The organism is Pseudomonas sp. NFXW11 (assembly GCF_049887815.1).
Lineage (GTDB): Bacteria > Pseudomonadota > Gammaproteobacteria > Pseudomonadales > Pseudomonadaceae > Aquipseudomonas.
Genome location: NZ_JAGEKI010000006.1, coordinates 205,264 through 227,230 on the forward strand (window position 1 = coordinate 205,264; position 21,967 = coordinate 227,230).

Sequence of the window (21,967 nt, forward strand, 5' to 3'; positions counted from 1 at the left end):
TAAGGGTGATAGGCAGGTATTGGGGGCGAGGGCGGCAGGCAGCTGGGGGTAAATATAGATCAAGGGGGGCGGCGCCAGCGGGCTATTTTCCCGGGGTGCCGCCACCAGGGCAAGCCCGGCACAGGCACTGGACCGAAGGTAGGGGTGGCGCCTTGACCGGCTGGTGCTTAGCGATACGCTTGCTGCTAGCGATGCTGTTTTCCCGCCTCTGCCGATTGTTGTCACGCCTTCCTGGAGCCGCACTTGAAGAGCTTGAAAGTCCTGGTGCTCGAAGACCACCCGGTGCAGCGGATGCTGGCCCTGGAACAGTTGCAGCGCCTGGGGCTGGTTGCGCCCCTGGCTGCCGGCGACGGCCTTGAGGCGTTGCACCTGCTGCGTGCCCAGGGGCCGGCGGACATCGTGTTGTGCGACCTGCAGATGCCGGGCATGGATGGCCTGGAATTCCTGCGCCGGGCCAGCGCGGAACAGTTGGTGCGGGCGGTGATTCTCTACAGCCTGATCGAGGCCGACCTGCGCCGCGCAGTGCAGCAGATGATCAGCCTGCAGGGCCTGATCGTGCTGGGCGATGTGGGCAAGCCGGCCGAGCTGGCCGCCCTGCAAGCCATGCTCGAGCTCTACCTGCAACGCCAGCAGCAAGCGCCGGTGAATGCGCCCCAGGCGTTTGCCGCGGTCAGCCGCGAGGCGTTGGTGCAGGGCGTCGAGCAGGGCCAGTTCGTGCCGTTCTACCAGCCCAAGTTCGACTTGCAGCACGCCAGCTGCCAGGGCGCCGAAGTGCTGATGCGCTGGCGCCATCCCGAACGCGGGGTGCTGGCGCCGGCGGCCTTTATCGATGAGCTGGAGGCCCAGGGCTTGCTGGATGCAGTGTTTCGCCAGCAACTGGAGCAGGGCATGGCCTTGCAGCGGCGCCTGCTTGATCAGGGCGAAGAGTTGCAACTGGCGTTCAACCTGCTGCCGCGACAATTGGCCGATGGCGAGACAGTCGGGCAGATTCGCCAGGTGATCGAGCAGCAACGGGTGCCGCCGCGCCTGGTTACCTTCGAGATCACCGAGGTCGGCCTGGTGCAGGCCCCGGCCATCAGCCTGGAAAACCTGGTGCGCCTGCGCATGATGGAGTGCAACCTGGCCATCGACGATTTCGGCGCCGGTTATTCCTCCCTGCAACGCCTGTGCGAATTGCCCTTCAACCAGATCAAGCTCGATGCCCACTTCGTCCGTGAGCTGCTGCGCCAACCTCGCTGCCGAGCGGTGGTCGGCGCCTCCCTGGCCCTGGCCCGCAACCTGGAGATGTGCCTGGTGGTGGAGGGCGTGGAAACTCAGCTCGAACGACAGCTGCTGCTGGAGTTGGGTTGTACCCTGGGCCAGGGCTACTGGTACGCGCGGCCGATGGCCGAGGCCGATTTCCTGGCCTGGCCGCGCCGCCCGGCCACGGATTGAGCCACGCCGCTTTACAGCGCCCGGCATAGCCTGGAAGCTGGCCGCCCCTGAACCCGCAAGGACTGCCCATGCTTATCGTCTTCAGCGGATTGCCGGGCTCCGGCAAGACCACCATCGCCCGCGCCCTGGCGCCGCAACTGCGGGCCACTTACCTGCGTATCGACAGCCTCGAACAGGGCCTGCGCAATGCCGGCCTGGCCGAAGTCGGCACGGCCGGCTACGAAATCGCCCTGCAACTGGCCGCGGCCAACCTGGCCCTGGGCAACCCGGTGCTGGCCGATTGCGTCAACCCGGTGGCCGAAAGCCGCGCGGCCTGGCAGCGGCTGGCCCAGGACCAGGGCGTGGGACTGCTGGAGATCGAGGTGCTGTGCAGCGATGTGCTGGAGCATCGACGGCGGGTCGAACAGCGCCAGCTGGATGTGCCAGGGCTGCAAAAGCCCAGCTGGCAATCGGTGCTCGACCACGACTATCAGCCCTGGATCTGGCCAGTGTTGCGCCTGGACAGCGCGCAACTGTCACCGCAGCAGGCGGTGGCGCTGATCCTTGCGCACCTGTCGGGCCTTGGCTGACGGCACAGGCATCGCCAAGCAAATCCTTGAACCTCCTGGGTGCAGCTACAGTCAGTGTTTTGTGGGCGCTGACGGCCAGTGCCGGTGCCGAGCGCGGAAAACTCCCGAAAACAGGGCAGAAGATCCGCCTCGCGGATTTTCTGCACCGATTGCGCTCATGGCGCTGCGCCCAGGCTTCAGGCGCGGGGCCTGTCCGGGGGCTAGGGCTCGGGGTTTAAGTCACTTTTTTGTATTTATTTGTCGCTTTTTGCAGGTTTTACCTGTCCTGCGCCGTCTCCAGCGCTGCCGGGGCATTTGCGGCATAGCGATTGCTATCTCTGTTGCAACAGGGCAGCAGGGGTTGCCCAGGCATCAGGTTCGGGAGGTGTCCAGCAGTCCGGGATCGATGATCCCTGCAGATTCAAGGCCGGGTCACGCACACACAGGGTTCAGATAAGAGGCCGTGCCCATCACGGCAAGGAGTTGGCTATGTCCCGCGCTTTTTTCGATGAGATGTACGCTGCCGGCGGCACCTGTCGACCCCATTACCAAGCCTTCGCCCGCTGGTTGGCGGACACCCCCCTGGAGTTGCTGGAGCAGCGCCGCCGCGAAGCCGACCTGCTGTTCCACCGCGCCGGCATCACCTTCACCCTGTACGGCGACGAGCAGGGCACCGAACGGCTGATTCCCTTCGACATCATTCCCCGCAGCATCAAGGCCAGCGAGTGGCGCAGCGTGGAGCGCGGCTGCATCCAGCGGGTGCAGGCGCTGAACCTGTTCCTCGCGGATATCTACCACGACCAGCGGATTCTCAAGGAAGGCCTGATTCCCGCCGAGCAGGTGCTGGCCAACGAGGGTTACCAGGTGGCCATGCAGGGCCTGGACCTGCACCGGGATCTCTACGCGCATATCGCCGGGGTCGACCTGGTGCGCGACGGCGACGGCCGCTACTACGTGCTCGAAGACAACCTGCGCACCCCCAGCGGCGTCAGCTACATGCTCGAAGACCGCAAGATGATGATGCGCCTGTTCCCCGAGCTGTTCGCCGCCCAGCGCATCGCGCCCATCGACCATTACCCCAACCTGCTGCTCGACACCCTGAAAAGCGCCAGCCCCCTGGAGCACCCGACGGTGGTGGTGCTGACCCCCGGGCGCTTCAACAGTGCCTATTTCGAACATGCGTTCCTGGCCCGGGAGATGGGCGTGGAACTGGTGGAAGGCGCCGACCTGTTCGTTCGCGACGACCGGGTGTTCATGCGCACCACCGCCGGCGCCCAGGCGGTGGACGTGATCTACCGCCGGCTCGACGACGCCTACCTCGACCCGCTGTCGTTCAACCCCGACTCGATGCTCGGGGTGCCCGGGCTGATTGCCGCCTACCGCTCGGGCAACGTGGTGCTGGCCAACGCCGTGGGCACCGGGGTGGCCGATGACAAGTCGATCTACCCCTATGTGGACGAGATGATCCGCTTCTACCTCAGCGAGGAACCGATCCTCAACAATGTGCCCACCTGGCAGTGCCGCAAGCCTGCCGAGCTGTCCCATGTGCTGGCCAACCTGGGGGACCTGGTGGTCAAGGAAACCCAGGGCTCCGGCGGCTACGGCATGTTGGTGGGGCCGGCCGCCACCGCGGCCGAGATCGAAGAATTCCGCACCCGGCTCAAGGCCCGCCCCGAGGCCTATATCGCCCAGCCGACCTTGTCGCTGTCCACCTGCCCGACCTTTGTCGAAAGCGGCATCGCGCCGCGGCATATCGATTTGCGGCCGTTCGTCCTGTCCGGCCGGGAAACCCGCCTGGTGCCTGGCGGCCTGACCCGGGTGGCGCTGCGTGAAGGCTCGCTGGTGGTGAACTCGTCCCAGGGCGGCGGCACCAAGGACACCTGGGTGGTGGAGGACTGACGCATGCTTTCAAGAACCGCAGCCGATCTGTACTGGATGTCCCGCTACCTGGAGCGTGCCGAGAACCTGGCGCGCATGCTCGAGGTCAGTTACTCGCTGTCGCTGATGCCCCAAGCCGGGCGCGGCGACGGCCGCGCCGAACTGGCCATGTCACTGCTGGCCGCCGGCACCCTGGACGACTACCAGCAGCGCCACGGCGAACTCAACAGCGAGCGCATGCTGCATTTCTTCGCCCTCGACGCGAGCAATCCCGGCAGCCTCTATTGCTGCCTGCAGGCGGCCCGCAGCAACGCCCACGCGGTGCGTGGGCGGATCACTGCCGACATGTGGGAAAACATCAACGCCACCTGGCTGGAAATGCGCAATATCGCCGGCAATGGCCTGGGGCGCTACGGCATCAGCCAGTTCTGCGAATGGGTCAAGGAACGTTCGCACCTGTTCCGCGGCGCCACCGCCGGCACCATCATGCGCAACGATGCCTATCGCTTCATTCGCCTGGGGACCTTTATCGAGCGCGCCGACAACACCCTGCGCCTGCTGGATGCGCGCTATGAAATGTTCGGCGAGGAATCCGAGGAAGTCAGCGACGACTCGGCCCGCGGCTACTACCAGTGGAGCGCCTTGCTCCGCGCCCTGTCCTCGTTCGAGGCGTTCAACGAGATCTACCGCAATGCCCCGGGGGCCGAGCAGGTGTCGGAGATGCTGCTGTTGCGCGCCGATGTGCCGCGCTCGCTGCATGCCTGCGTCGAGGAACTGGACCAGTTGCTGGCCAGCCTGCCGGGGGACAATGGCCGCCCGGCGCAACGCCTGGCCGCCGAACTCAACGCGCGCCTGCGCTACACCGGGATCGAGGAGATTCTCGCTTCCGGGCTGCACCAGTGGCTCACCGACTGCATCGGGCAGATCCGCCACCTGGGGCAGACCGTGCATGAATCCTATCTGGAGGTGGTATGAACCTGTCCATTCGTCACGACACGACCTACAGCTACGCCGACGAGGTCTGCACCAGCATCCAGTTCCTGCGCCTGACGCCCCAGGACAGCCCGCGCCAGCGGATTCTCGACTGGTACCTGGAACTGCCGCGGCAGGTGCGTGCCCAGCGCGATCCCTATGGCAACATCCTGCACGTGATGACCCTCGACGAACCCCATGGCGCGATTGTCCTCACGGCCTTTGGCCAGGTGCAGATCGATGGCGAGCGCGAAGTGGAGGGTGACAGCCGTTCGCCGCTGCCGTTCTTGCGCAGCAGCCCGCTGAGCCGCGCCGACGAGGCGCTGAGTGCCTTCGCCCGACGGCATTGCGGCGAGCGTCGCGACCGCGTGGCGCTGATCGATTTGATGCAGGCCCTGGCCGAGCACATGCCCTATAGCCCTGGCGCCACCGGTGTTGGCAGCACCGCGGCCGAAGCCTTTGCCGGGGCGGCCGGGGTCTGTCAGGACCACACCCATGCCTTCCTCGCTTGCGCCCGCAGCCTGGGGATTCCCGCGCGCTACGTTTCCGGCTACCTGTGCACCGAGGATCAAAGCCACCTGGCCAGCCATGCCTGGGCCGAGGCCTGGCTCGACGACGGCTGGTACAGCTTCGATGTGAGCAACCGCCTGGCGCGCCCCGAGCGGCACCTGAAACTGGCGGTGGGCCTGGATTACCTGGACGCCTGCCCGGTGCGCGGCATGCGCCGGGGTGGCGGCGCCGAGCAGATGCAGGCGCGGGTGCAGGTCAGCTCGCAGCTGCAGGTGCAGCACCAGTAGGCGCTCAGTCCAGGGCGTGCTCGACTATCACCTGCAGCTTGCTGGTGCCGGGCAGCGGTTCGACCCGCGCCTGCACCCCGTACACCTCCTGGAACAGCTGGCGGGTCAGCACCTGGCGTGGTGTGCCGCAAGCGTACAGCCGACCTTGCCAGAGCACCGCCAGGGTGTCGGCAAAGCGCGCCGCCAGGTTGATGTCGTGCAGCACCATCAGGGCAATGCACTGCTGCTGTTCGACCTGGGCCCGGACGCAGTGCATGACCTTGAGCTGAAAGCCCGGGTCGAGGGCGCTGGTGGGTTCGTCCAGCAGCATCACCCGCGGCTGGAGCACCAGCACCTGGGCCAGGCTGACCAGTTGGCGCTGGCCGCCGGACAGGCGACTGAGCAACTGGTCGGCCAGGGCCGCAATGCCCACCTGTTGCAGGGCGGCGAAGGCGCGGATCAGGCGCTGCTCGCGGCTCGCAGCGCTGTCCAGGGCCGCGAGCAGGCAGTCGAGCACGCACAGGTCCAGGCTCGCGGGCAGGCTCTGGGGCATGTACAGCACCCGCCGCGAGCGCTCCTGCAACGAATAGTCAGCGAGTTCGACGCCGTCCAGGCGCAATGAACCCTGCAGTGGGTGCAGGCCGGCCATGGCCCGCAGCAGGCTGGATTTTCCGGCGCCGTTGGGGCCGAGCACGGCGGTGACGCTGCCGGGTTGCAGCAGCGGCAGGGACAGGTCGTGGATGATCGGCCGGCGCCCGTGGCGCACGCCCAGAGCATCGGCGCACAGGCCGGGGGATGAGTTCATGTCGAGCTTCCGCGTTTGAACACCAGGAGAACGAAAAACGGCACCCCCACCAGGGACGTGACTATGCCCACCGGCACCACCATGCCGGGCATCAGCCACTTGCTCGCCAGGGACGACAGCGACAGCAGCAGGGCGCCCACCAGGGCGCTGGCCGGGAGCACGAAACGCTGGTCCTCGCCCACCAGCAGGCGGGCGATATGCGGTCCTACCAGGCCGACGAAACCTATGGTGCCGACAAAGGCCACCGCCACCGCGCTGAGCAGGCTGATGCGCAGCAAGGCGAGGAAACGCAGGCGCCGTACATTGACCCCCAGGCTCTGGGCTCGGTCCTGGCCCATGCGCAGCAAGGTCAGGGACGGCGCCGCCGCGCAGGAGAAGGGCAGCACCAGGGCCAGCACCGTGGCCAGGATCAGCAGCTTGGGCCAGTCGGCCCGGGTGACGCTGCCCAGGGTCCAGAAAATCAGCTGCTGGAGGATGTCCTCGGTGGCCATCATCTGCAGCAGCGCCACCACCGCGTTGCAGCTGAACACCAGGGCGATGCCCAGCAGCACCAGGCTCTGGGCCCCGGCGCCGCGCAGTCGCGACATCAACTGCAGGAGCAGCACCGAGGCGCAGGCAAAGACGAAGGCGGCCAGGGAAATCGCCGCGTTCTGGCTCAGCCACAGCCCGCCCAGGGGAAACACAATCACCAGCGAAGCGCCCAGCGCCGCCGCCGACGACACCCCCAGGGTGAAGGGGCTGGCCAGGGGATTGTCGAGGATCGCTTGCATCTCGGCCCCGGCCAGGGACAGCGCCGCGCCCACCAGCAGCGCCATCAGCGCATAGGGCAGGCGCACGTTCCAGATGATCACCCGGTCGGTGGCACTCAGTTGGCCGGGGTGCAGCACGCCGTCCAGCAAGGCTGCCAGGCCCAAGCCCGAAGGGCCGCTGGCCAGGTCCAGGGCCAGGGCCAACAGCAGCGCTGCAGCCAGGGCTGCCAGCAGCCACAGGCGTCGCTGCAGGCGTTGCCGGTGGCCCTTCAGCAGTGCGGCGGGCGGCTGCGCCAGGGACAGGTCGGTCATGGCGCGTCGACCCAGTACTGGCCGTCCAGTGGGATCTTCAGGAACTCGCGGTTGAGTTGCGCCCGGGTCTGCTGCGGGTCGAGGTCGGCAAAGCGCTCGGGATGGGTCCACTTGGCCAGCAGCTCCAGGGCCAGGATGTTGTAGGGCGAGTTGTAGAAGTCGTGCCAGAGCCCGTGGCCTTGTCCGTCGCGGATCGGCCGCAGCTGGCTGAACTGCGGGCGCGCCAGCACCTTGGCCAGGGAGGCCTGGGCCTGTTCAAGGCTGACGCCGGCGCCCAGGGTCACCCCCGGCGGGTTGTTGCCACTGGCGATGTAGAGATCCGGGTCGGCCTTGAGCGCGAACTCCACACTGATATCGCCCAGGGCTCCGGGCACCACCCCAGCGGCGATATTGCGCCCGCCCGCGGCGCGGATCAGCTCGCCCATGCCGCTGCTGCCGGTGGTGTGCCCCGGCGCCTGCCAGACCCCCGCCAGCAGTTCCAGGAAGACCTTGGGCCGCTGGGCTTCAGTCAGCCCTTGCAGGCGTTCGGTAACCGCCTGCAGGTGCTGCTGGTAGAAGGCCAGGTAGGCCTTGGCCTGCGGCTCGCGGTCCAGGGCCTGGCCCAGGGCCTCGAGGCTGGTACGGGTGCCGCTGATGGGGTTGACCCGGAAATCCACGAACAGCACCGGCACCCCGGCCTGGGCCAGCACATCGGCCACCGGGCTGTGCTCGGTGGGGCCATGGCCGGCGATGCTGAACACCGCGAGGTCGGGCTTGAGGGCGAGGATCTTTTCCACGCTGACGCTCTGTTCCGAGGCCTGGCCGATCAGCGGGATCTGCTCGATCTGCGCAAAGGCCCGGGCATAGGCGGCAAAGCTGTGAGGGTCGAGCTGGCGCATATCGTTCTGCCAGCCCACCACCCGGGCGCTTGGGTTATCGCGGTCGAGCAGGGCCAGGGCGCCCAGCAGCCGGCCTTCGCCGAGCACCACCCGTTGCGCCGGGTGCGGGATATCCACTTGGCGCCCGAGCACATCGGTGACCACCACGGCATTGGCGCTGCCGGCGGCGAGCAGGCCGGCGGCCAGCAGCAGGGCGCCGAGCCAGCTCGGCGGTTTGCAGGCATTGAACATGGGAATTTCCTCCGTTGGTTGCGGCTCAAACGTCGCTCCAGCGCCGCAACAGGTTGTGATAGGCGCCGCACAGTTGCAGCAGGGATTCTTCGTCGGCCTGTTGCTGGGTCAGGCGCTGGATGGCCACATCCATGTCCAGCAGCAGGCTGCGCTGGCTGTCCTCGCGCACCAGGCTTTCGATCCAGAAGAACGCCGCCAGGCGCTCGCCGCGGGTCACCGGGCTGACCCGGTGCACGCTGCTGCCGGGGTAGAGCACCAGGGAACCGGCGGCGAGTTTCACCGGGTGCGTGGCGAAGGTGTCGCGCACGATCAGCTCGCCGCCGTCGTAGCTGTCCGGGTCGCCGAGGAACAGGGTGGCGGACAGGTCGGTGCGCACCCGTTCGCGCACCCCTTTGATCCCGCGGATGGCGTTGTCGATATGAAAACCGAAGCCTTCGCCCACCCCGTAGCGGTTGAACAGCGGCGGGTAGATGCGCTTGGGCAGGGCCGCGGACATAAACAGCGGATGCTCCGAAAGCCGGGCCAGGATGCGCTGGCCAAGGGCGATGGCCATGGGCGAGTCCTCGGCCAGCTGGCGGTTGTGCTTGGCCTTGGCCGAGCCCAGGCCGGCAGTGGCCTTGCCGTCGATCCACGGTTGGGCCAGCAGTTGCAGGCGCATCTCGCGCACTTCATCGGGGCTCAAGACCCCGGGGATCTCAAGCAGCATCGGTCGCTCCCGGCTGCCGTGGGCGCGGCTTAGAAGTCATAGTCGACACTCGCGGTCAGGGTGCGCCCGGCGCCGGGAATGCCATACAGCTGGAAGCCGTCCAAGGAGGCGCCGATCTGGCTGTAGTAGAAGGTGTTGAACAGGTTGTTGAGGTTCAGGTTGAGGGTGGTCTGGCGGTTGACCTTGTACTGCGCCGCCAGGTTGTGCAGCCAGTAGCCGGGGGCTTTCTCGTGGTCGCGGGTGTAGATCGCCGCCACCCCGGCCGGGCCGTTGGCGTAGCTGCTGTTGTTGTTCAGGCCGCCCACGTACTGGTTGTCACTGTAGCGCCGGCGGCCGACGTAGTTGGCGCCGTAGCTCAGGCTCAGGTCGTCGGTGAACTGGTAGGTGGTCCACAGGTTGGCGGTCAGGTCGGGGACGTTCTTGGCCTCCGCACCCTGATTGGCGCCCTTGGTCTGGCGGCTCTTGAGCGCCGAGAAACCGCTGTAGGCGCTCCAGCGCTCGGTGATGTTGCCTTGCAGGCCCAGCTCCACGCCGTCCACCCGCTTGGCCGGCAGGGCACGCACCGGGGCGGTTTCGCCCTGCTGGTATTCCCAGGAATTCTGCAGTTCGGTGCGGAAGATCGCCGCGGTGAGGTTCAGGCGTTCATCCAGCAGGTCCCACTTGGTGCCCAGTTCATAGGTGGTGGACTTGGCCGGGCTGTAGCGGCGGGTGCTGGCGGCGCCGTAGATCTGGTTGTTGGTGGAGGCGCCGATGGCCGAAGGCTGCGCCGCTTCGCTGTAGGAGGCATAGATGCTGCCGTTGGGCAGGGGCTTGAACACCACCCCGGCGCGGCCGCTCCAGGCGCCATCGCTGCTGCTCACGTCGCTTTGTCCGCGCTGGCGGGTCTCGGCCTGCCAGTGGTCGTAGCGCAGCGAGCCCAGCAGCTGCCACTGCTCGCTGAGGGTCAGGGTGTCGCTGAAGTACAGCGCGGCATCGTCGATGGTCGAATGTGGCTCGCCCGAGCCCTTGCGGGTGTAGGTGCTGGCGAAGTCGTGGGACGGCTCGGCCATGTCGAACCACAGGTCGCCGCTGGGCACCTTGGCGTTGCGGCTCAGGCCGCCGTAGGTCTCGTGGTACAGCTCCAGGCCGCTGGCCACCTGATGGCCGAGGCCGAAGGTGTCGAAGGCGAACTGGTAGTCGGTCTGGTTGTCGAGGATGGTGTAGCGCTTGGACAGGCCGAAGTCGTTGCCCCGCAGGATGCCGTAGGCGGTGTTGCTGTTGTTCAGGTAGTCGCTGTAGGCGTTCACCGTGCTGCCCGGCACCCGGCTCAGGCCGCCCACCCCGGTGTAGCCCAGGGTCGCGCAGCGGCTGGCGCTGCAGCTCTTGTTGCCGTTGGCGTCGGCGGCGAAGAAGCGTGCCGGCGACAGCACCGCGAAGTTGTCGGTGCGCTCCCAGCGCAACTGGTTGCGCAGTTGCGAGTCGTCGGCGAAGTCGTGCTCCAGGCGCGCGGTCAGCGACATCGTCTTGGTCTGCTGGGTGTAGGTGTCGGCGTCGCCGTACCAGTTCGAGCGCTTGACCCCGGGCATGCGCTTGCCGTGGGTGCCGCGCTGGATCGGCACGCCGCCATCCGGGGTGTTGTCATCCTTCTGGTAGAACAGGTCGACGAACAGTCGGGTGTCTGTGCCCAGGCCGGCCCCGAGCGACGCCGCCAGGCCGTAGCGGTCGTAGTCGACGTTGTCGCGCTCGGACACCTGGTTGTAGTGGCGCATCAGGTTCAGGCGCACGGCGGTGGTGTCGTTGAGCTGCTGGTTGAAGTCGCCGGTGACCCGGCGGTAGGCGTCGGTGCCGAGGCCGGCGGAAATGCGGTTGGCGTTGCCCAGGTGCGCTTCCTTGCTTTGCAGGTTGACGCTGCCGCCCACCGCCGAAACCCCGGATTCCACGGAACCGGTGCCCTTGAACACCTCGGCCTGGGCCAGGTTGAAGGTGTCGGTGCGGGTCGACATGCCGGCGTCACGCACGCCGTCCACGGTCAGGCTCTGCTCCGAGGAAAAGCCGCGGATCGAGAACAGGTCGCCCCAGCCCAGGTTGCCCTCGCCGGACATAAAGGTGATGCCCGGTACATTGCGCAGCACTTCCTGCAACGTTTGCGCGTTCTGTTCCTTGAGCACCTGCTGCGGCACCACGCTGATGCTTTGCGGGGCGTCGAGCAGCGGCGTGGCGATTTTCGCCGAGCTCACCCGGTCACTCTTGTAGGCACTCCCGGCGTTGCCCTGGACCTGGGTGGTGGGCAGCTTGAGGCTGGCCGCATCGCCATCGGTATCTGCCTGGGCGTGGGGCGCCAGCAGGCTCAGGGCGGTGAGGCCGACCAGCGGTGAAAGGCTGCGGGGCAAGCGTTGCGGAAGAAGGGGGGAGGGGCCGTGCATCGAAATACCTGCGATAAAAGTGCGCTGAATGTGGCTAAATCCGAATCGATCTTATTTAGATTCGGTAGTCTAATAAGCCACCCAGCCCCCAATGACGGGGTTTTGTATCGGCAATGCAGCCCAGGGCCATGCCACAACATTCCATTACATTTCCCTGGTCCGGCGCGGCGTTTTTGCGCTACTGCTGGGGCCCCTTGCAGGCTTGAAGACTTCCCCATGTCCAAACAAGACCACCTGCTGGTCGTCGATGACGATCCGCAAATCCGCCAACTGCTCTGTGACTACCTGCGCGAGGCCGGTTACCAGGTGAGCACCGCCGCCGACGGCCGGGAAATGCGCCGGCGCCTGGAACTGAATGTCATCGATTTGATCGTTCTCGACCTGATGCTGCCCGGCGAAGACGGCCTGAGCCTGTGCCGCGACCTGCGGGCGGCGAGCAATATCCCGGTGATCATGCTCACCGCCCGTGGCAGCCTGATCGACCGCATCGTCGGCCTGGAGATGGGCGCCGACGACTACCTGCCCAAACCCTTCGACCCGCGCGAGCTGCTGGTGCGGATCAAGGTGGTGCTGCGCCGGGTGCAGAGCTTTCCCGACCGCGCACGGGTGGATGAAGTGGCGAGCATCCAGTTTGCCGGCTGGCTGCTGGATACCCGGGCACGCCACCTGCTGTCCCCTGAGGGTGTGGTGGTGAGCCTGGGCAACTCCGATTTCCGCGTACTGCGCTTGCTGCTGCAGTACCCCAACCGGCCGCTGAGCCGGGACTTCCTGCTCAATCATGCGTTCGACAAGGACAGCACGCCGTTCGACCGCTCCATCGACGTGTGCATCAGCCGCCTGCGCCAGCAGCTGGCGCCGCAGTTGATCAAGACCGTGCGCAACGAGGGCTACATGCTCACCGCCAGCGACGTGGTGAGCGAGCCGTGAAGCTGATTCCCGATTCGCTGTTCGGCCGGCTGGTGATCATCCTGGTGGTGGGCATGCTGGCGGCGCAGATCGCCACCAGCAGCATCTGGTTCGATATCCGCCATCGCCAGGCCCTGGAGATTCCCGCGCGGCTGGTGGCCAGCCGGCTGGCGGACCTGATCCGAGTGTCGGCGCGCAACCCGCAGCAGGTGGACAGCCTGATCCAGATGCTGGAAAGCCCCGACCTGCACCTGAGCCTGCAGGAGCGGCCCAGCGACCAGCCCACCGCCGACGACCCGGCGACCCAGCCCACGGTGCGCCTGCTGAACAAGGTGCTGCGGGAAAAGATCGGCCACCCGGAATCACTGCGGGTGCTGCGCCTGGCCCTGGTGGACCACGCCGGCAGCCCGGCGCGCTTGCCGGCGCTGCTTTCGGCGCGGCCGACCGTGGGGCTGTTTCTGCTGGAGCTGCAACTGCCCGACGGCCGCTGGCTGCGGGTCGATGCCCGGGAAGCCCAGGGCTGGAGCAGCAAGGCCCCGGGGGACCTGGTGTTGGATTACGTGCTGCGCATCTACCTGCTGCGGATTCTGCTGGTGGTGCTGCTGGCCTTGGTGGCGGTGCGCCTGGCGATCCGCCCGCTGACCCAGTTGACCGAGGCGGCGCGCAAGCTGGGCAAGAATATCCAGCGCCCACCGCTGCCGCTCGACGGGCCCCTGGAAGTGCGCCGCGCCGCCGAGGCCTTCAACCTGATGCAGCAACGGCTGATCGCCAGCCTGGCCGAGCGCACGCGGTTTCTCGCGGCGGTGTCCCACGACCTGCGCTCGCCCATCACCCGCATGCGCCTGCGCACCGAGCTGCTGGGGGCCACGCCGATCCGCGAGCACCTGCGCCGCGACCTTGAGGAAATGGAGCAGATGGTCACCAGCACCCTGGACTTCGTCGCCAGCGGCGAGGTCAACGAGCAGCGCTTGAACATCGAGATCAACGCCTTGCTGCAAAGCCTGCAAAGCGACTTCCAGGACCTGGGGGTATCGATCCCGATCCACGGCGCGGCCCACGCACCGCTGCCCGGATACGCCCGCAGCCTCAAGCGCTGCGTGCACAACCTGCTGGAGAATGCCGTGCGCTATGGCCGGCAGGTGGACATAGCGGTGCTGGACGATGAGCAGTGGTTGCAGATCCAGGTGCGCGATCAGGGCCCAGGCATTCCCGAGGCCTTGCTGCAACAGGTGCTGGAACCCTTCTACCGGGTCGATGAATCGCGCAATGCCGCCACCGGCGGTTTCGGCCTGGGCCTGAGCATTGCCCATTCGGTGGCCCAGGCCCATGGCGGCCGGCTGCAACTGGAAAACCGCCCGGAAGGGGGGCTGCAAGCCAGCCTGTACCTGCCGCGTGCGGTGCTGTGAGGGGAAGGCCTGCGCGCCCGGTTCAAGGCGCGGCGCACAGGCCTGACTGAAGGACCTGCCCTGGGTCGAGGTGCTATTGAGGGCGGGCCGCCTGGATGGCCTGGCGGATTTCTTCCTGCAACTGGCGGGCGCCGCGGCAGGCCGGGTCGGCAGTGCCGTACTTGCAGGATTTATCCAGCACTTGCAGCGCCCGATCGGCGTCCGGCGCTGTGCCGATGCCGCGGCTCAGGTGGAAGCCGTACATGGTGCAGGCCCAGGGGTCATCCAGGTCGCAGGCCTTGCTGAAGGTCTGCGCGGCACACTGCTGGCTCTTCTGGCTATCGCCTTCGGCCACCAGCATGCCGGCGGCGCGGTTGGTGCACCCGGATACCAGGCCCAGGCTGCAGGCGCGCTGGTACAGCGGTTCATAGCCGGCCGCGGGGCCCTTGCTCTGTTGCAGGGTGTTGGCCAGCCAGTAGCAGTCGCTAGCGTCGCCGCCTTCGCAGCGTTGCAGGCAGGCCCCCAGTTGCTCCGGGTTTTCGCAGCGGTTGGCCTGGGTGGCGCGTTTGCTCGCCATGCTCGGCATCTGCTCGGCGGGGCAGTGCCTGGCCTGGGCCTGCCATTCCTGTTGGGCCTGGACCTTGTTGTAAACGGCATCGATCAGCGCCTGGTCGTTGGGCGCGGCGCTGGCCGCCAGGCTCGACAGCAGGGCGATGCCGAACAGGTAGAAACGGTAGAGGCGGGGCATGGGGCAGAGTCCTTTCCAGGGGCTGTGGGGGCGGGCGTATCTTAAGGTTTTTCGTCAATAGCACCAGGCCGCTGGCGCGTGGCGCTCAGTTTTTTTCAGTTTCCACCCGGCCAGTCTCTTGTGGTTTTGCGGGCGCACTCTGTACTGTATATAAAAACAGTATCCGGGCCTTTCCATGCAATTGATCGACAAGCTGAGCATCCTCGCCGACGCCGCCAAGTACGATGCTTCCTGCGCCAGCAGCGGCGCACCCAAACGCAGCTCCGAAGGCAAGAGCGGGCTGGGCTCGAGCAATGGCATGGGCATCTGCCACAGCTATACGCCGGACGGGCGCTGCGTTTCGCTGCTGAAGATCCTGCTGACCAACTTCTGCCTCTACGACTGCCAGTACTGCGTCAACCGCCGTTCTAGCGACGTGCCGCGGGCGCGCTTTCGCCCTGAGGAAGTGGTGCGCCTGACCCTGGATTTCTACCGGCGCAACTGCGTCAGCGGGCTGTTCCTCAGCTCCGGGATCATCCGTTCGGCGGACTACACCATGGAGCAACTGGTGCAGGTGGCCAGGCTGCTCCGCGAGAAGCACGAGTTCCGTGGCTATATCCACCTCAAGACCATCCCCGACGCCGACCCGCGGCTGATCGAGGAGGCCGGACGCTATGCCGATCGCCTCAGCGTCAATGTCGAGTTGCCCACCGACCGGGGCCTCAAGGCCCTGGCCCCGGAAAAACACCTGGGTTCGATCAAGCAGGCCATGGGCACCATCTACACCGGCGAGCAGAGCGTGCGCAACGAACCCCGGGCGCCACGCTTCGCCCCGGCCGGGCAGAGCACCCAGATGATCATCGGCGCCGATGACAGCGACGACAGCACCATCCTCCACAGTGCCGAGGCCCTGTACGGCAACTTCCGTCTGCGCCGGGTCTATTACTCGGCCTTCAGCCCGATTCCCAACAGCCCGAAAAGCGTGCCCCTGGCCGCGCCGCCACTGCTGCGCGAGCACCGCCTGTACCAGGCCGATTTTCTTATGCGGGGCTACGGCTTCAGTGCCAACGAACTGCTCAAGGGGCCGGGGCACCTGGCCCTGGACATCGACCCCAAGCTGGCCTGGGCCCTGGACAACCGCAGTGTGTTTCCCCTGGACCTGAACCGTGCCGAACCGGCGCTGATCGCGCGCATTCCGGGGATCGGCCTGCGCACCACCCAGCGCCTGGTGGAACTGCGCCGCGAGCGGCGCATCCGCTACGAGGACCTGGCGCGCATGCGCTGCGTGCTGAGCAAGGCCAGGCCGTTCTTCATCACCAGCGACTATCACCCGCAGCAGGCGGAAACCAGCAGCGCGCAGCTTTACCAGCAACTGCGGGATCGCCCGCAACCGCAGCAGATGGGGCTCTGGGGATGATCAGCCTGGACTGCGACGAGCTGTTCGACACCTGGCGCCAGCAGGCGCGCTGGCTGCTCAGCCATTCCATCGACCCGAGCCGGGTCAGTTGGGCCGGGGCGCGAGAGGCCGATCTGTTTGCCAGTGACGAGGACCTTCCGGCCCACGCCGGGCCGTTCCAGGCGCGAGTGCCCCTGGCCCTGCTGGAGCTGTTGCAGCGCGCCGCCTGCTATCGCGGCGAACAGCGCTGGAGCCTGCTGTACGAGGTGCTGTGGCGGGTCAGTCATGGCGATCGCACGGCCATGCTCAGCGGCGATCGGTTGGGCAGCGAACTGCAGCGGCGGATCAAGCAGGTGGACCGCGAGGCCCATCACCTGCATGCCTTCGTGCGCTTTGTCAGCCTGGCCCAAGGGCCTTCAACCGGGCCCGAGCAGCCGCAGTTCGTGGCCTGGCACGAACCGGCTCACGACATCCTGGATGCGGCCAGCCGGCACTTTATCGGGCGCATGGGGCGCCAGCGCTGGATGATCGCCACGCCCCGGGACGGGGTGTATTTCGACGGCACGCAACTGCACTACCAACGACGTTGCCCCGCTGCCTGGCAGCAACTGGCCCAGGCCAGCGGAGACCCCGGCGGCGAGCTGTGGCTGGCCTACTACAGCCATATCTTCAACCCGGCGCGGCTCAACCCCAAGGCCATGCAGGGGCATTTGCCAATGCGCTTCTGGAAGCACCTGCCGGAAGGTCCGCTGATTCCCGCCCTGATCAACCAGGCACGCCACGGCAAGCAGCGCGATGGCCAGGCCAGCGCGGTGGCGGCACGTCCGGGCAAGCGGATTGGCCAGGCCCGCAGCGAAAGCGCTGGGCAGGCATCGGGGCCATCCATGACAATGCGCGGCGTTGAACAATAAGGCAGGCAGCCTATGGATGATGGCAAAGGAATAACCGAGGAATTCTGGTCGAAGTCGGTGAGCGACGACGCCAAAATGATGTGGCGGGTGGGCAGCCGTGGGGTGACCTTCCTGGCGGCACTGCTGCTGCCCAAGACCGGGTTCAAGGCCGTGGATATCGGGGTTGGGGTATTGACCATGCTGATCCCGCTGCTGGTGATCGAAACCCAAAGGGCCTATTCGAAGTTTTCTCCCGGGTTTCTGGCCTGGGTGATCCGCATCAGTGTGTTTGCCAGTGGTGTGGCCATGGCCAGCCTGGGTTTGGTGATCTACTTCGGGATAGTCATCCCGCTAGTTTCGGCAGTGGGCATTCCGTTTTTTCAGCAAAGTGTCAGCTATCAGCCGCAGGGGCAAAACGCTGTCGAACGTGTCGCTTTCTGGTGGATAGCGGGAGCCACAGGGTTTGCCGTGGTGTATGCGGTGTTCAAGAATTTTCGTGAGACCCAGGTGTTCGAGATCGTCTATCACCTGCCACGCAACGGGGTGAGGCAACTGATGCAGCAGCGACCGATGCGCGCCAGCAACTGGCCGATGTTCGTCTGGTTCGAGCTCTGTGTGCTGATTGTCAGTTTTCTCTACACCTCGATGGCCTCCCAGGCGGCGCTACTGGTGGTGGATGGGGTGCGACAGGTCATCACCCTGTTCGCTATCGGCCACTGAGGGCCGCGCCCGCCTTCACTCTGGGGCAGGCGGGTGGGGCTGGCTGCGTCGAGAGTCAGCCTCGACGCGCTTGGGCTGTCGTTAGAAGCTGTACTTGAAGCTGGTCATCAGGTTGCGCGGGGCGCCGTAGTTGCCGTAGGTGCCGGCGTTGCTGTAGTACTCGCGATCGAACAGGTTGTTGAGGTTGAGCGAGGCACTGAGGTTGCGGCTGATGTCGTAGCGGGCCATCAGGTTGGTGACTGCGTAGCTGCCCTGGGTGAAGGTGTGCAGGTCGTTGCCGACCTTGCTCTGCCAATTGACTCCGCCGCCCAGGGTGAGCTTGTCCAGCGGGCCGTGCAGGCGGTAGCTGGTGAAGGTCTTGAAGCTGTTGCGCGGCAGGCCGGTGTTGATCCGCTGGTCGTCGGCGTCGGTGGTGACCGAGTAGGTATAGCCGGCGGACGCCTGCCAGCCTTCGGCCAGCTCGCCGTTGAACTCCAGTTCCACGCCCTTGGAGGTGGTGTCCTGCTCGGCGCTGTAGACGTTGTCGTGCTGCCAGATCGCCAGGTTGTCCTGTTGCAGCTTGTACAGCGCCAGGCTGGAGTTCAGGCGGCCGTCGAAGTGGCTGCCCTTGATCCCCACCTCGTAGCCCTTGCCCTCCATTGGGTCCAGGGGCTTGTTGTCTTCGCTGCGCACCCAGGAGGCCTGGGGGTTGAAGATGCTGGTGTAGCTGGCGTACACCGACCAGGTGTCGTCCAGGTCGTAGACCACCCCGGCGTAAGGGATGAACACGCCGTTCTCTTCACGCTTGACCTCGGTTTCGCTACCGCCGTAGGGGCGATCGTTGGTGTCGCGCTGCCAGTTGATCACTCGGCTGCCGAGGATCAGGCTCAGGTCGTCGGTGAGGCGCAGGCGCGAGGTCAGGTAGGCGGCGTACTGGTTTTCGTCCATCGAGGCTTTGCCGCTGACGTTCTGGCTGGGCTTGGGCGAGTGGCCATCCCAGTCATTCAGGTTGTCGATGACCCCGGCCGGCGAGCCGGCATAGTCGTAGCGCCAGCCGCCCCAGCTCGGGGTGCGTTCCTTGTACTGGGACAGGGTCATGCCGCCGATCAGCTCGTGTTCGCGGCCGAACAGGTTGAAGGGGCCGGTGAGGTAGAGGTCGAGGTTGTCCTGGCGCGGAGTGCCGGAGAAACGTACCGGCAGTTGGGTCAGGCCGCTGCCATCCTGGTTGACTGAGCCCATGGCGAAGTTGAACAGCTCGTCGAACTGGTTCTCGGCGTGGGTGTACTCGATCTTGCCGCTCCAGCCGTTGCCCAGCTGTTGCTCGATGGAGGCGAAGTAGCTGGTCTGCTGGTGATCGTTGTAGGACCAGTCGGGGGCGCTGTTGGTGGAGCGCTTGAAGTCGGTGCGTTCACCGCTGCCAAAGCGCGTCGGCAGGCCGCTGCGCAGCGGCGAATCGACGTCGGTGCGCTGGTAGCTGAAGCCCAGGGTCAGCAGGGTGTCTTCGCTGAGGTCGAATTCGCCGATGCCGTACAGCAGTTGGGTCTGCTGTTTGTAGCGGTCGACCCAGGCGCTTTCGGTCTTGTAGTCGGCCACCAGGCGCCCGCGCACATTGCCGCTGTCGGTCAGCGGGCCGGAGACATCCACGCCGCCGCCATAGCGGTCCCAGGTGCCGGCCTGGCCGCTGATGCTGGCCTGGGCTTCGCGGGTGGGGCGCTTGCGGATCAGGTTGATGGTGGCCGCCGGGTTGCCCATGCCGCTGATCAGGCCGGTGGCACCACGCACCACTTCCACCCGGTCGTACATGGCCATGCTCTGGGAGTAGTTGTCCAGGCGGGTGTTGGTGGGCACGCCGTCGATCTCGTAGTTCTGGATGGCGAAGCCGCGGGACCAGTAGCTGTCGGTTTCCGCCCCCAGGCCGTCGCGGGTGACGATGATCCCCGGGGTGGCTTCCAGGGTGTCGGTGAGGGTGCTGAGGTTCTGGTCGTCGAGGCGCTGGCGGGTCATCACGGTGATCGACTGCGGGGTTTCCCGCGGCGTCAGGTTCAGGCGGGTGGAACTGCTGGAGGAGTAGGTGGTGTATTCGCCGGTGCCTTCGGTGGTGGAGCCCGGGGCCTTGCCGGAAATCGATACCGGGCTCAGCTCCAGGCTGGCGCCGCTGCTGCGGGCCTCCAGGGAGTAGTTGCCGTTGGCGCCGCGCACTGCTTGCAGGCCGCTGCCACTGAGCAGCAGGGCCAGGCCGCTGTCGACATCATGCCGGCCCTTGAGCCCGGGGCTTTGCCGGCCTTCGGCGAGGCTCGCCGGATAGGACAGCAGGATATGCGCGCTCTGGCCAAAGCGGGTGAGCGCGCCAGCGAGGTTGCCGGGGGCAATATCGAATTCGATCTGGGCCTGCTCTGCGGCCAGGGCCCAGGTGGGCAGCAGCGCCGCCGCAGTGCTGCCGGTGAGGCAGATCAGGCCCTGGGCCACGGCACCGGCCAGGTGCTGCTTGAGTGGAAAGGTTCGCTTGCGGCGCTGGATGACTGCCGATGACATGTGTTGCTCCCCATGCAAATGAAAGGTTCTGGGGGTTAAGTCTCGCCAGCGCGAAAAACAGACCACCTTGATGCAAGAATATTTTCAGCCCAGGGCGGTACGGGGTTTCAGGGTGACCCAGTAGCGAGTGAACTGGCGCACTTCCAGCTGCAGGGTCTGGGCCACGGCGAACACTACGCGGTCGGTGTCGGCCAGGGGGAAAGTGCCGGAAACCGGCAACTGGGCGAGGCCCGGGTCGCAGCCCAGGTGCCCGGGGCGGTAGCGCCCCAGTTCTGCCAGGAACTGCGCCAGGGGTTGGCCCTGGGCCACTAGCATGCCCTGGCTCCAGGCCGGTTGCGTGGCGTTTTGCGTTTGGCGTTGCAGCAACCCGTCTCGGCTGAAACCTGCCTGTTCGCCTGCCCCCAGGGACAGCGCCGGTTGCCCGCCGTGCCGGGGGCGCAGGCTCAGGTGGCCCTGGTACACCGTCAGTTCGGTGCGTCCGGCCAACTGGCGCACACTGAAGCTTGCGGTGCTGGCGTCGATCCAGCCTTCGGCGGTTTCCACCTGCAGGGCCAGCCCATCCTGTCGCGCCAGGGTCAGCAGCAGTTCGCCGCGCAGCAGCTTGATACGCCGTTGCTGGCGATCAAAAGCCAGGGCAATCGCGGTGTCGGTATTGAGCTGTACCCGGGTCTGGTCCGCCAGGGTGAGGCGCCGTTGCTGGCCGACTCGGGTGCTGTAGTCGGCGCTCCAGTCCTGCACCAGGGCGCTGTCCCGGGTGGCCCAGGCAGCGGTGCCGACCGCCAGCAACAAGCCCAGGTGCTTGAGGGCACGACGACGGCCAAGGTTCGGCCCCAGGGTGGCCCGGGCCAGTTCGCTGTGGCCCTGGCTACGTACCTGTTGCAGGCGCTGGCTGAGGGCCTCGGCCCGTTGCCAGGCGGTTTCATGCAGCGGGTGGGCCAGGCGCCAGCGCTGCCAGGCGGCGAGGGTGGTGGCGCTGACATCGGGCTCCAGCAGCTCCAGTTGCCATTGCATGGCCTGTTCGGCCATGGCGATATCAATGGACTGGGGCTCTGCGCTTGCGCTGCTGCCCAGGGGCCGGCTCACAGCGAGCCCAGGCTGTCGTCGAGCAGGATGCACTGGGCCCCGGCCTTGACGATGTAGCGCTTGACCGTGGTCACCGAGACTTGCAGGCGCTCGGCGATCTGCTCATGCCCCAGGCCGTCCAGTTGCCACCAGAGAAAGGCCTGGCGCACCGGGCGTTCCAGGCGTTCGAGCACGGCGTCCAGTTGCATCAGGGTTTCCAGGAGAATGGCCTGGGTCTCCAGGTCCGGGACCACCTGCGCGGGCAGCTGTTGCAGGGCCTCCAGGTAGGCCCGCTCGAGCTTCTGGCGTCGGTAGTGATTGCTCAGCACGCTCTGCGCCACCTTGGCCAGGAAGCTGCGGGGCGCCTGGATCTGCACCGGCTCGGGCTTGGCCAGCAGGCGCAGGAAGGTGTCCTGGGCCAGGTCGGCGGCGCTGTGGGAGCAGTTCAGTCGCAGGCGCAGCCAGTTTTTCAGCCACTGATGCTGCTGGCGATACAGCTGGGTCAGATCGCTGGCGCTGGCTGGGGCGGGAGCAGGCATGAAAGGCAATTACCGGGGCAGGGAAGGTCGCGAATGATAACGCTTATCATATAGATCGTTGCCGAGGCACCGCAAGAAAAGTCTGATACCGGCCCGTCAGCATGGACCAGACGAATTCCAGGCAATAAAAAGCCCGCCCC

General features: G+C 66.4%; 19 protein-coding genes. 10 read left to right on the plus strand and 9 right to left on the minus strand.

The annotated features are described in order from the left end of the window. Positions 1–243 precede the first annotated feature (243 nt). From J4P02_RS12000 to J4P02_RS12020, 5 genes are all read left to right on the plus strand, one after another. Entirely contained in the window at positions 244–1,434 is a 1,191-nt protein-coding gene (locus J4P02_RS12000) for an EAL domain-containing response regulator (protein WP_426190375.1), read from the plus strand. A 68-nt stretch (positions 1,435–1,502) separates the two neighbouring features. Next, entirely contained in the window at positions 1,503–2,003 is a 501-nt protein-coding gene (locus J4P02_RS12005) for an AAA family ATPase (RefSeq protein ID WP_426190377.1), read from the plus strand. 468 nt (positions 2,004–2,471) lie between these two features. Continuing rightward, complete coding sequence (locus J4P02_RS12010; RefSeq protein ID WP_426190379.1) at positions 2,472–3,881, plus strand: circularly permuted type 2 ATP-grasp protein; 1,410 nt, start codon at positions 2,472–2,474, stop codon at positions 3,879–3,881. A gap of 3 nt (positions 3,882–3,884) precedes the next feature. Then, positions 3,885–4,835, plus strand: a complete 951-nt coding sequence (locus tag J4P02_RS12015; protein ID WP_426190381.1) for an alpha-E domain-containing protein — start codon at positions 3,885–3,887, stop codon at positions 4,833–4,835. Then, positions 4,832–5,629, plus strand: coding sequence for a transglutaminase domain-containing protein (locus J4P02_RS12020; RefSeq protein WP_426190383.1), 798 nt, complete (start codon positions 4,832–4,834; stop codon positions 5,627–5,629). Before J4P02_RS12015 ends, J4P02_RS12020 begins: the two co-directional genes overlap by 4 nt. 4 nt (positions 5,630–5,633) lie before the next feature. Here the strand turns inward: J4P02_RS12020 and J4P02_RS12025 are convergent, their stop codons facing one another. From J4P02_RS12025 to J4P02_RS12045, 5 genes are read right to left on the minus strand one after another with little or no spacing between them, the layout of a single operon-like run. Beyond that, on the minus strand, positions 5,634–6,413 hold the full coding sequence (locus J4P02_RS12025; RefSeq protein ID WP_426190385.1) for an ABC transporter ATP-binding protein: 780 nt from the start codon (positions 6,411–6,413) through the stop codon (positions 5,634–5,636). Continuing rightward, positions 6,410–7,474 (minus strand): FecCD family ABC transporter permease, encoded by a 1,065-nt coding sequence (locus J4P02_RS12030; RefSeq protein ID WP_426190387.1) that lies wholly within the window; start codon positions 7,472–7,474, stop codon positions 6,410–6,412. Before J4P02_RS12030 ends, J4P02_RS12025 begins: the two co-directional genes overlap by 4 nt. Further along, on the minus strand, positions 7,471–8,583 hold the full coding sequence (locus J4P02_RS12035) for an ABC transporter substrate-binding protein (protein WP_426190389.1): 1,113 nt from the start codon (positions 8,581–8,583) through the stop codon (positions 7,471–7,473). Before J4P02_RS12035 ends, J4P02_RS12030 begins: the two co-directional genes overlap by 4 nt. Positions 8,584–8,608: 25 nt before the next feature. Further along, positions 8,609–9,289, minus strand: a complete 681-nt coding sequence (locus J4P02_RS12040; RefSeq protein ID WP_426190391.1) for a Fe2+-dependent dioxygenase — start codon at positions 9,287–9,289, stop codon at positions 8,609–8,611. Positions 9,290–9,318: 29 nt separating this feature from the next. Then, positions 9,319–11,691: a TonB-dependent receptor gene (locus J4P02_RS12045; RefSeq protein WP_426190393.1), complete on the minus strand. Its 2,373-nt coding sequence runs from the start codon at positions 11,689–11,691 to the stop codon at positions 9,319–9,321. Positions 11,692–11,907: 216 nt separating this feature from the next. Between J4P02_RS12045 and J4P02_RS12050 the strand changes: the two genes are divergently transcribed. Both J4P02_RS12050 and J4P02_RS12055 read left to right on the plus strand, forming a co-directional pair. Further along, positions 11,908–12,618, plus strand: coding sequence for a response regulator (locus tag J4P02_RS12050; RefSeq protein ID WP_426190395.1), 711 nt, complete (start codon positions 11,908–11,910; stop codon positions 12,616–12,618). Continuing rightward, complete coding sequence (locus J4P02_RS12055) at positions 12,615–14,003, plus strand: ATP-binding protein (protein WP_426190397.1); 1,389 nt, start codon at positions 12,615–12,617, stop codon at positions 14,001–14,003. Before J4P02_RS12050 ends, J4P02_RS12055 begins: the two co-directional genes overlap by 4 nt. Positions 14,004–14,076: 73 nt before the next feature. Here J4P02_RS12055 and J4P02_RS12060 read toward each other — a convergent pair whose 3' ends face one another. Further along, positions 14,077–14,730 carry a sel1 repeat family protein gene (locus tag J4P02_RS12060; RefSeq protein WP_426190399.1) on the minus strand — a complete coding sequence of 218 codons (654 nt, stop codon included), beginning with the start codon at positions 14,728–14,730 and terminating at the stop codon, positions 14,077–14,079. Positions 14,731–14,905: 175 nt separating this feature from the next. On the opposite strand from J4P02_RS12060, the gene J4P02_RS12065 reads away from it, so the two are divergent. From J4P02_RS12065 to J4P02_RS12075, 3 genes are read left to right on the plus strand one after another with little or no spacing between them, the layout of a single operon-like run. Further along, positions 14,906–16,126, plus strand: coding sequence for a putative DNA modification/repair radical SAM protein (locus J4P02_RS12065; RefSeq protein WP_426190401.1), 1,221 nt, complete (start codon positions 14,906–14,908; stop codon positions 16,124–16,126). Next, positions 16,123–17,016, plus strand: a complete 894-nt coding sequence (locus J4P02_RS12070; protein ID WP_426190403.1) for a TIGR03915 family putative DNA repair protein — start codon at positions 16,123–16,125, stop codon at positions 17,014–17,016. The genes J4P02_RS12065 and J4P02_RS12070 overlap by 4 nt, the downstream gene beginning before the upstream one ends. Before the next feature lie 12 nt (positions 17,017–17,028). After that, the gene (locus J4P02_RS12075) at positions 17,029–17,715 is read left to right on the plus strand and encodes a hypothetical protein (protein WP_426190405.1); all 687 of its coding nucleotides are present in this window, start codon (positions 17,029–17,031) and stop codon (positions 17,713–17,715) included. A gap of 81 nt (positions 17,716–17,796) precedes the next feature. Here J4P02_RS12075 and J4P02_RS12080 read toward each other — a convergent pair whose 3' ends face one another. The 3 genes from J4P02_RS12080 to J4P02_RS12090 all read right to left on the minus strand — a co-directional run bounded on the left by J4P02_RS12080 (position 17,797) and on the right by J4P02_RS12090 (position 21,827). Continuing rightward, complete coding sequence (locus tag J4P02_RS12080; RefSeq protein WP_426190407.1) at positions 17,797–20,226, minus strand: TonB-dependent siderophore receptor; 2,430 nt, start codon at positions 20,224–20,226, stop codon at positions 17,797–17,799. An 84-nt stretch (positions 20,227–20,310) separates the two neighbouring features. Continuing rightward, positions 20,311–21,252: a FecR domain-containing protein gene (locus tag J4P02_RS12085; RefSeq protein ID WP_426190409.1), complete on the minus strand. Its 942-nt coding sequence runs from the start codon at positions 21,250–21,252 to the stop codon at positions 20,311–20,313. Positions 21,253–21,305: 53 nt separating this feature from the next. Beyond that, the gene (locus J4P02_RS12090; RefSeq protein ID WP_426190411.1) at positions 21,306–21,827 is read right to left on the minus strand and encodes a sigma-70 family RNA polymerase sigma factor; all 522 of its coding nucleotides are present in this window, start codon (positions 21,825–21,827) and stop codon (positions 21,306–21,308) included. Positions 21,828–21,967: the final 140 nt, after the last annotated feature.

Coding starts and splice junctions, on each gene's coding strand:
- J4P02_RS12070 (WP_426190403.1), top strand. CDS start 16,123: ATGATCAGCCTGGACTGCGACGAGCTGTTCGACACCTGGCGCCAGCAG.
- J4P02_RS12065 (WP_426190401.1), top strand. CDS start 14,906: ATGCAATTGATCGACAAGCTGAGCATCCTCGCCGACGCCGCCAAGTAC.
- J4P02_RS12080 (WP_426190407.1), bottom strand. CDS start 20,226: ATGTCATCGGCAGTCATCCAGCGCCGCAAGCGAACCTTTCCACTCAAG.
- J4P02_RS12025 (WP_426190385.1), bottom strand. CDS start 6,413: ATGAACTCATCCCCCGGCCTGTGCGCCGATGCTCTGGGCGTGCGCCAC.
- J4P02_RS12005 (WP_426190377.1), top strand. CDS start 1,503: ATGCTTATCGTCTTCAGCGGATTGCCGGGCTCCGGCAAGACCACCATC.
- J4P02_RS12090 (WP_426190411.1), bottom strand. CDS start 21,827: ATGCCTGCTCCCGCCCCAGCCAGCGCCAGCGATCTGACCCAGCTGTAT.
- J4P02_RS12020 (WP_426190383.1), top strand. CDS start 4,832: ATGAACCTGTCCATTCGTCACGACACGACCTACAGCTACGCCGACGAG.
- J4P02_RS12085 (WP_426190409.1), bottom strand. CDS start 21,252: ATGGCCGAACAGGCCATGCAATGGCAACTGGAGCTGCTGGAGCCCGAT.
- J4P02_RS12045 (WP_426190393.1), bottom strand. CDS start 11,691: ATGCACGGCCCCTCCCCCCTTCTTCCGCAACGCTTGCCCCGCAGCCTT.
- J4P02_RS12050 (WP_426190395.1), top strand. CDS start 11,908: ATGTCCAAACAAGACCACCTGCTGGTCGTCGATGACGATCCGCAAATC.
- J4P02_RS12040 (WP_426190391.1), bottom strand. CDS start 9,289: ATGCTGCTTGAGATCCCCGGGGTCTTGAGCCCCGATGAAGTGCGCGAG.
- J4P02_RS12075 (WP_426190405.1), top strand. CDS start 17,029: ATGGATGATGGCAAAGGAATAACCGAGGAATTCTGGTCGAAGTCGGTG.
- J4P02_RS12030 (WP_426190387.1), bottom strand. CDS start 7,474: ATGACCGACCTGTCCCTGGCGCAGCCGCCCGCCGCACTGCTGAAGGGC.
- J4P02_RS12015 (WP_426190381.1), top strand. CDS start 3,885: ATGCTTTCAAGAACCGCAGCCGATCTGTACTGGATGTCCCGCTACCTG.
- J4P02_RS12010 (WP_426190379.1), top strand. CDS start 2,472: ATGTCCCGCGCTTTTTTCGATGAGATGTACGCTGCCGGCGGCACCTGT.
- J4P02_RS12035 (WP_426190389.1), bottom strand. CDS start 8,583: ATGTTCAATGCCTGCAAACCGCCGAGCTGGCTCGGCGCCCTGCTGCTG.
- J4P02_RS12060 (WP_426190399.1), bottom strand. CDS start 14,730: ATGCCCCGCCTCTACCGTTTCTACCTGTTCGGCATCGCCCTGCTGTCG.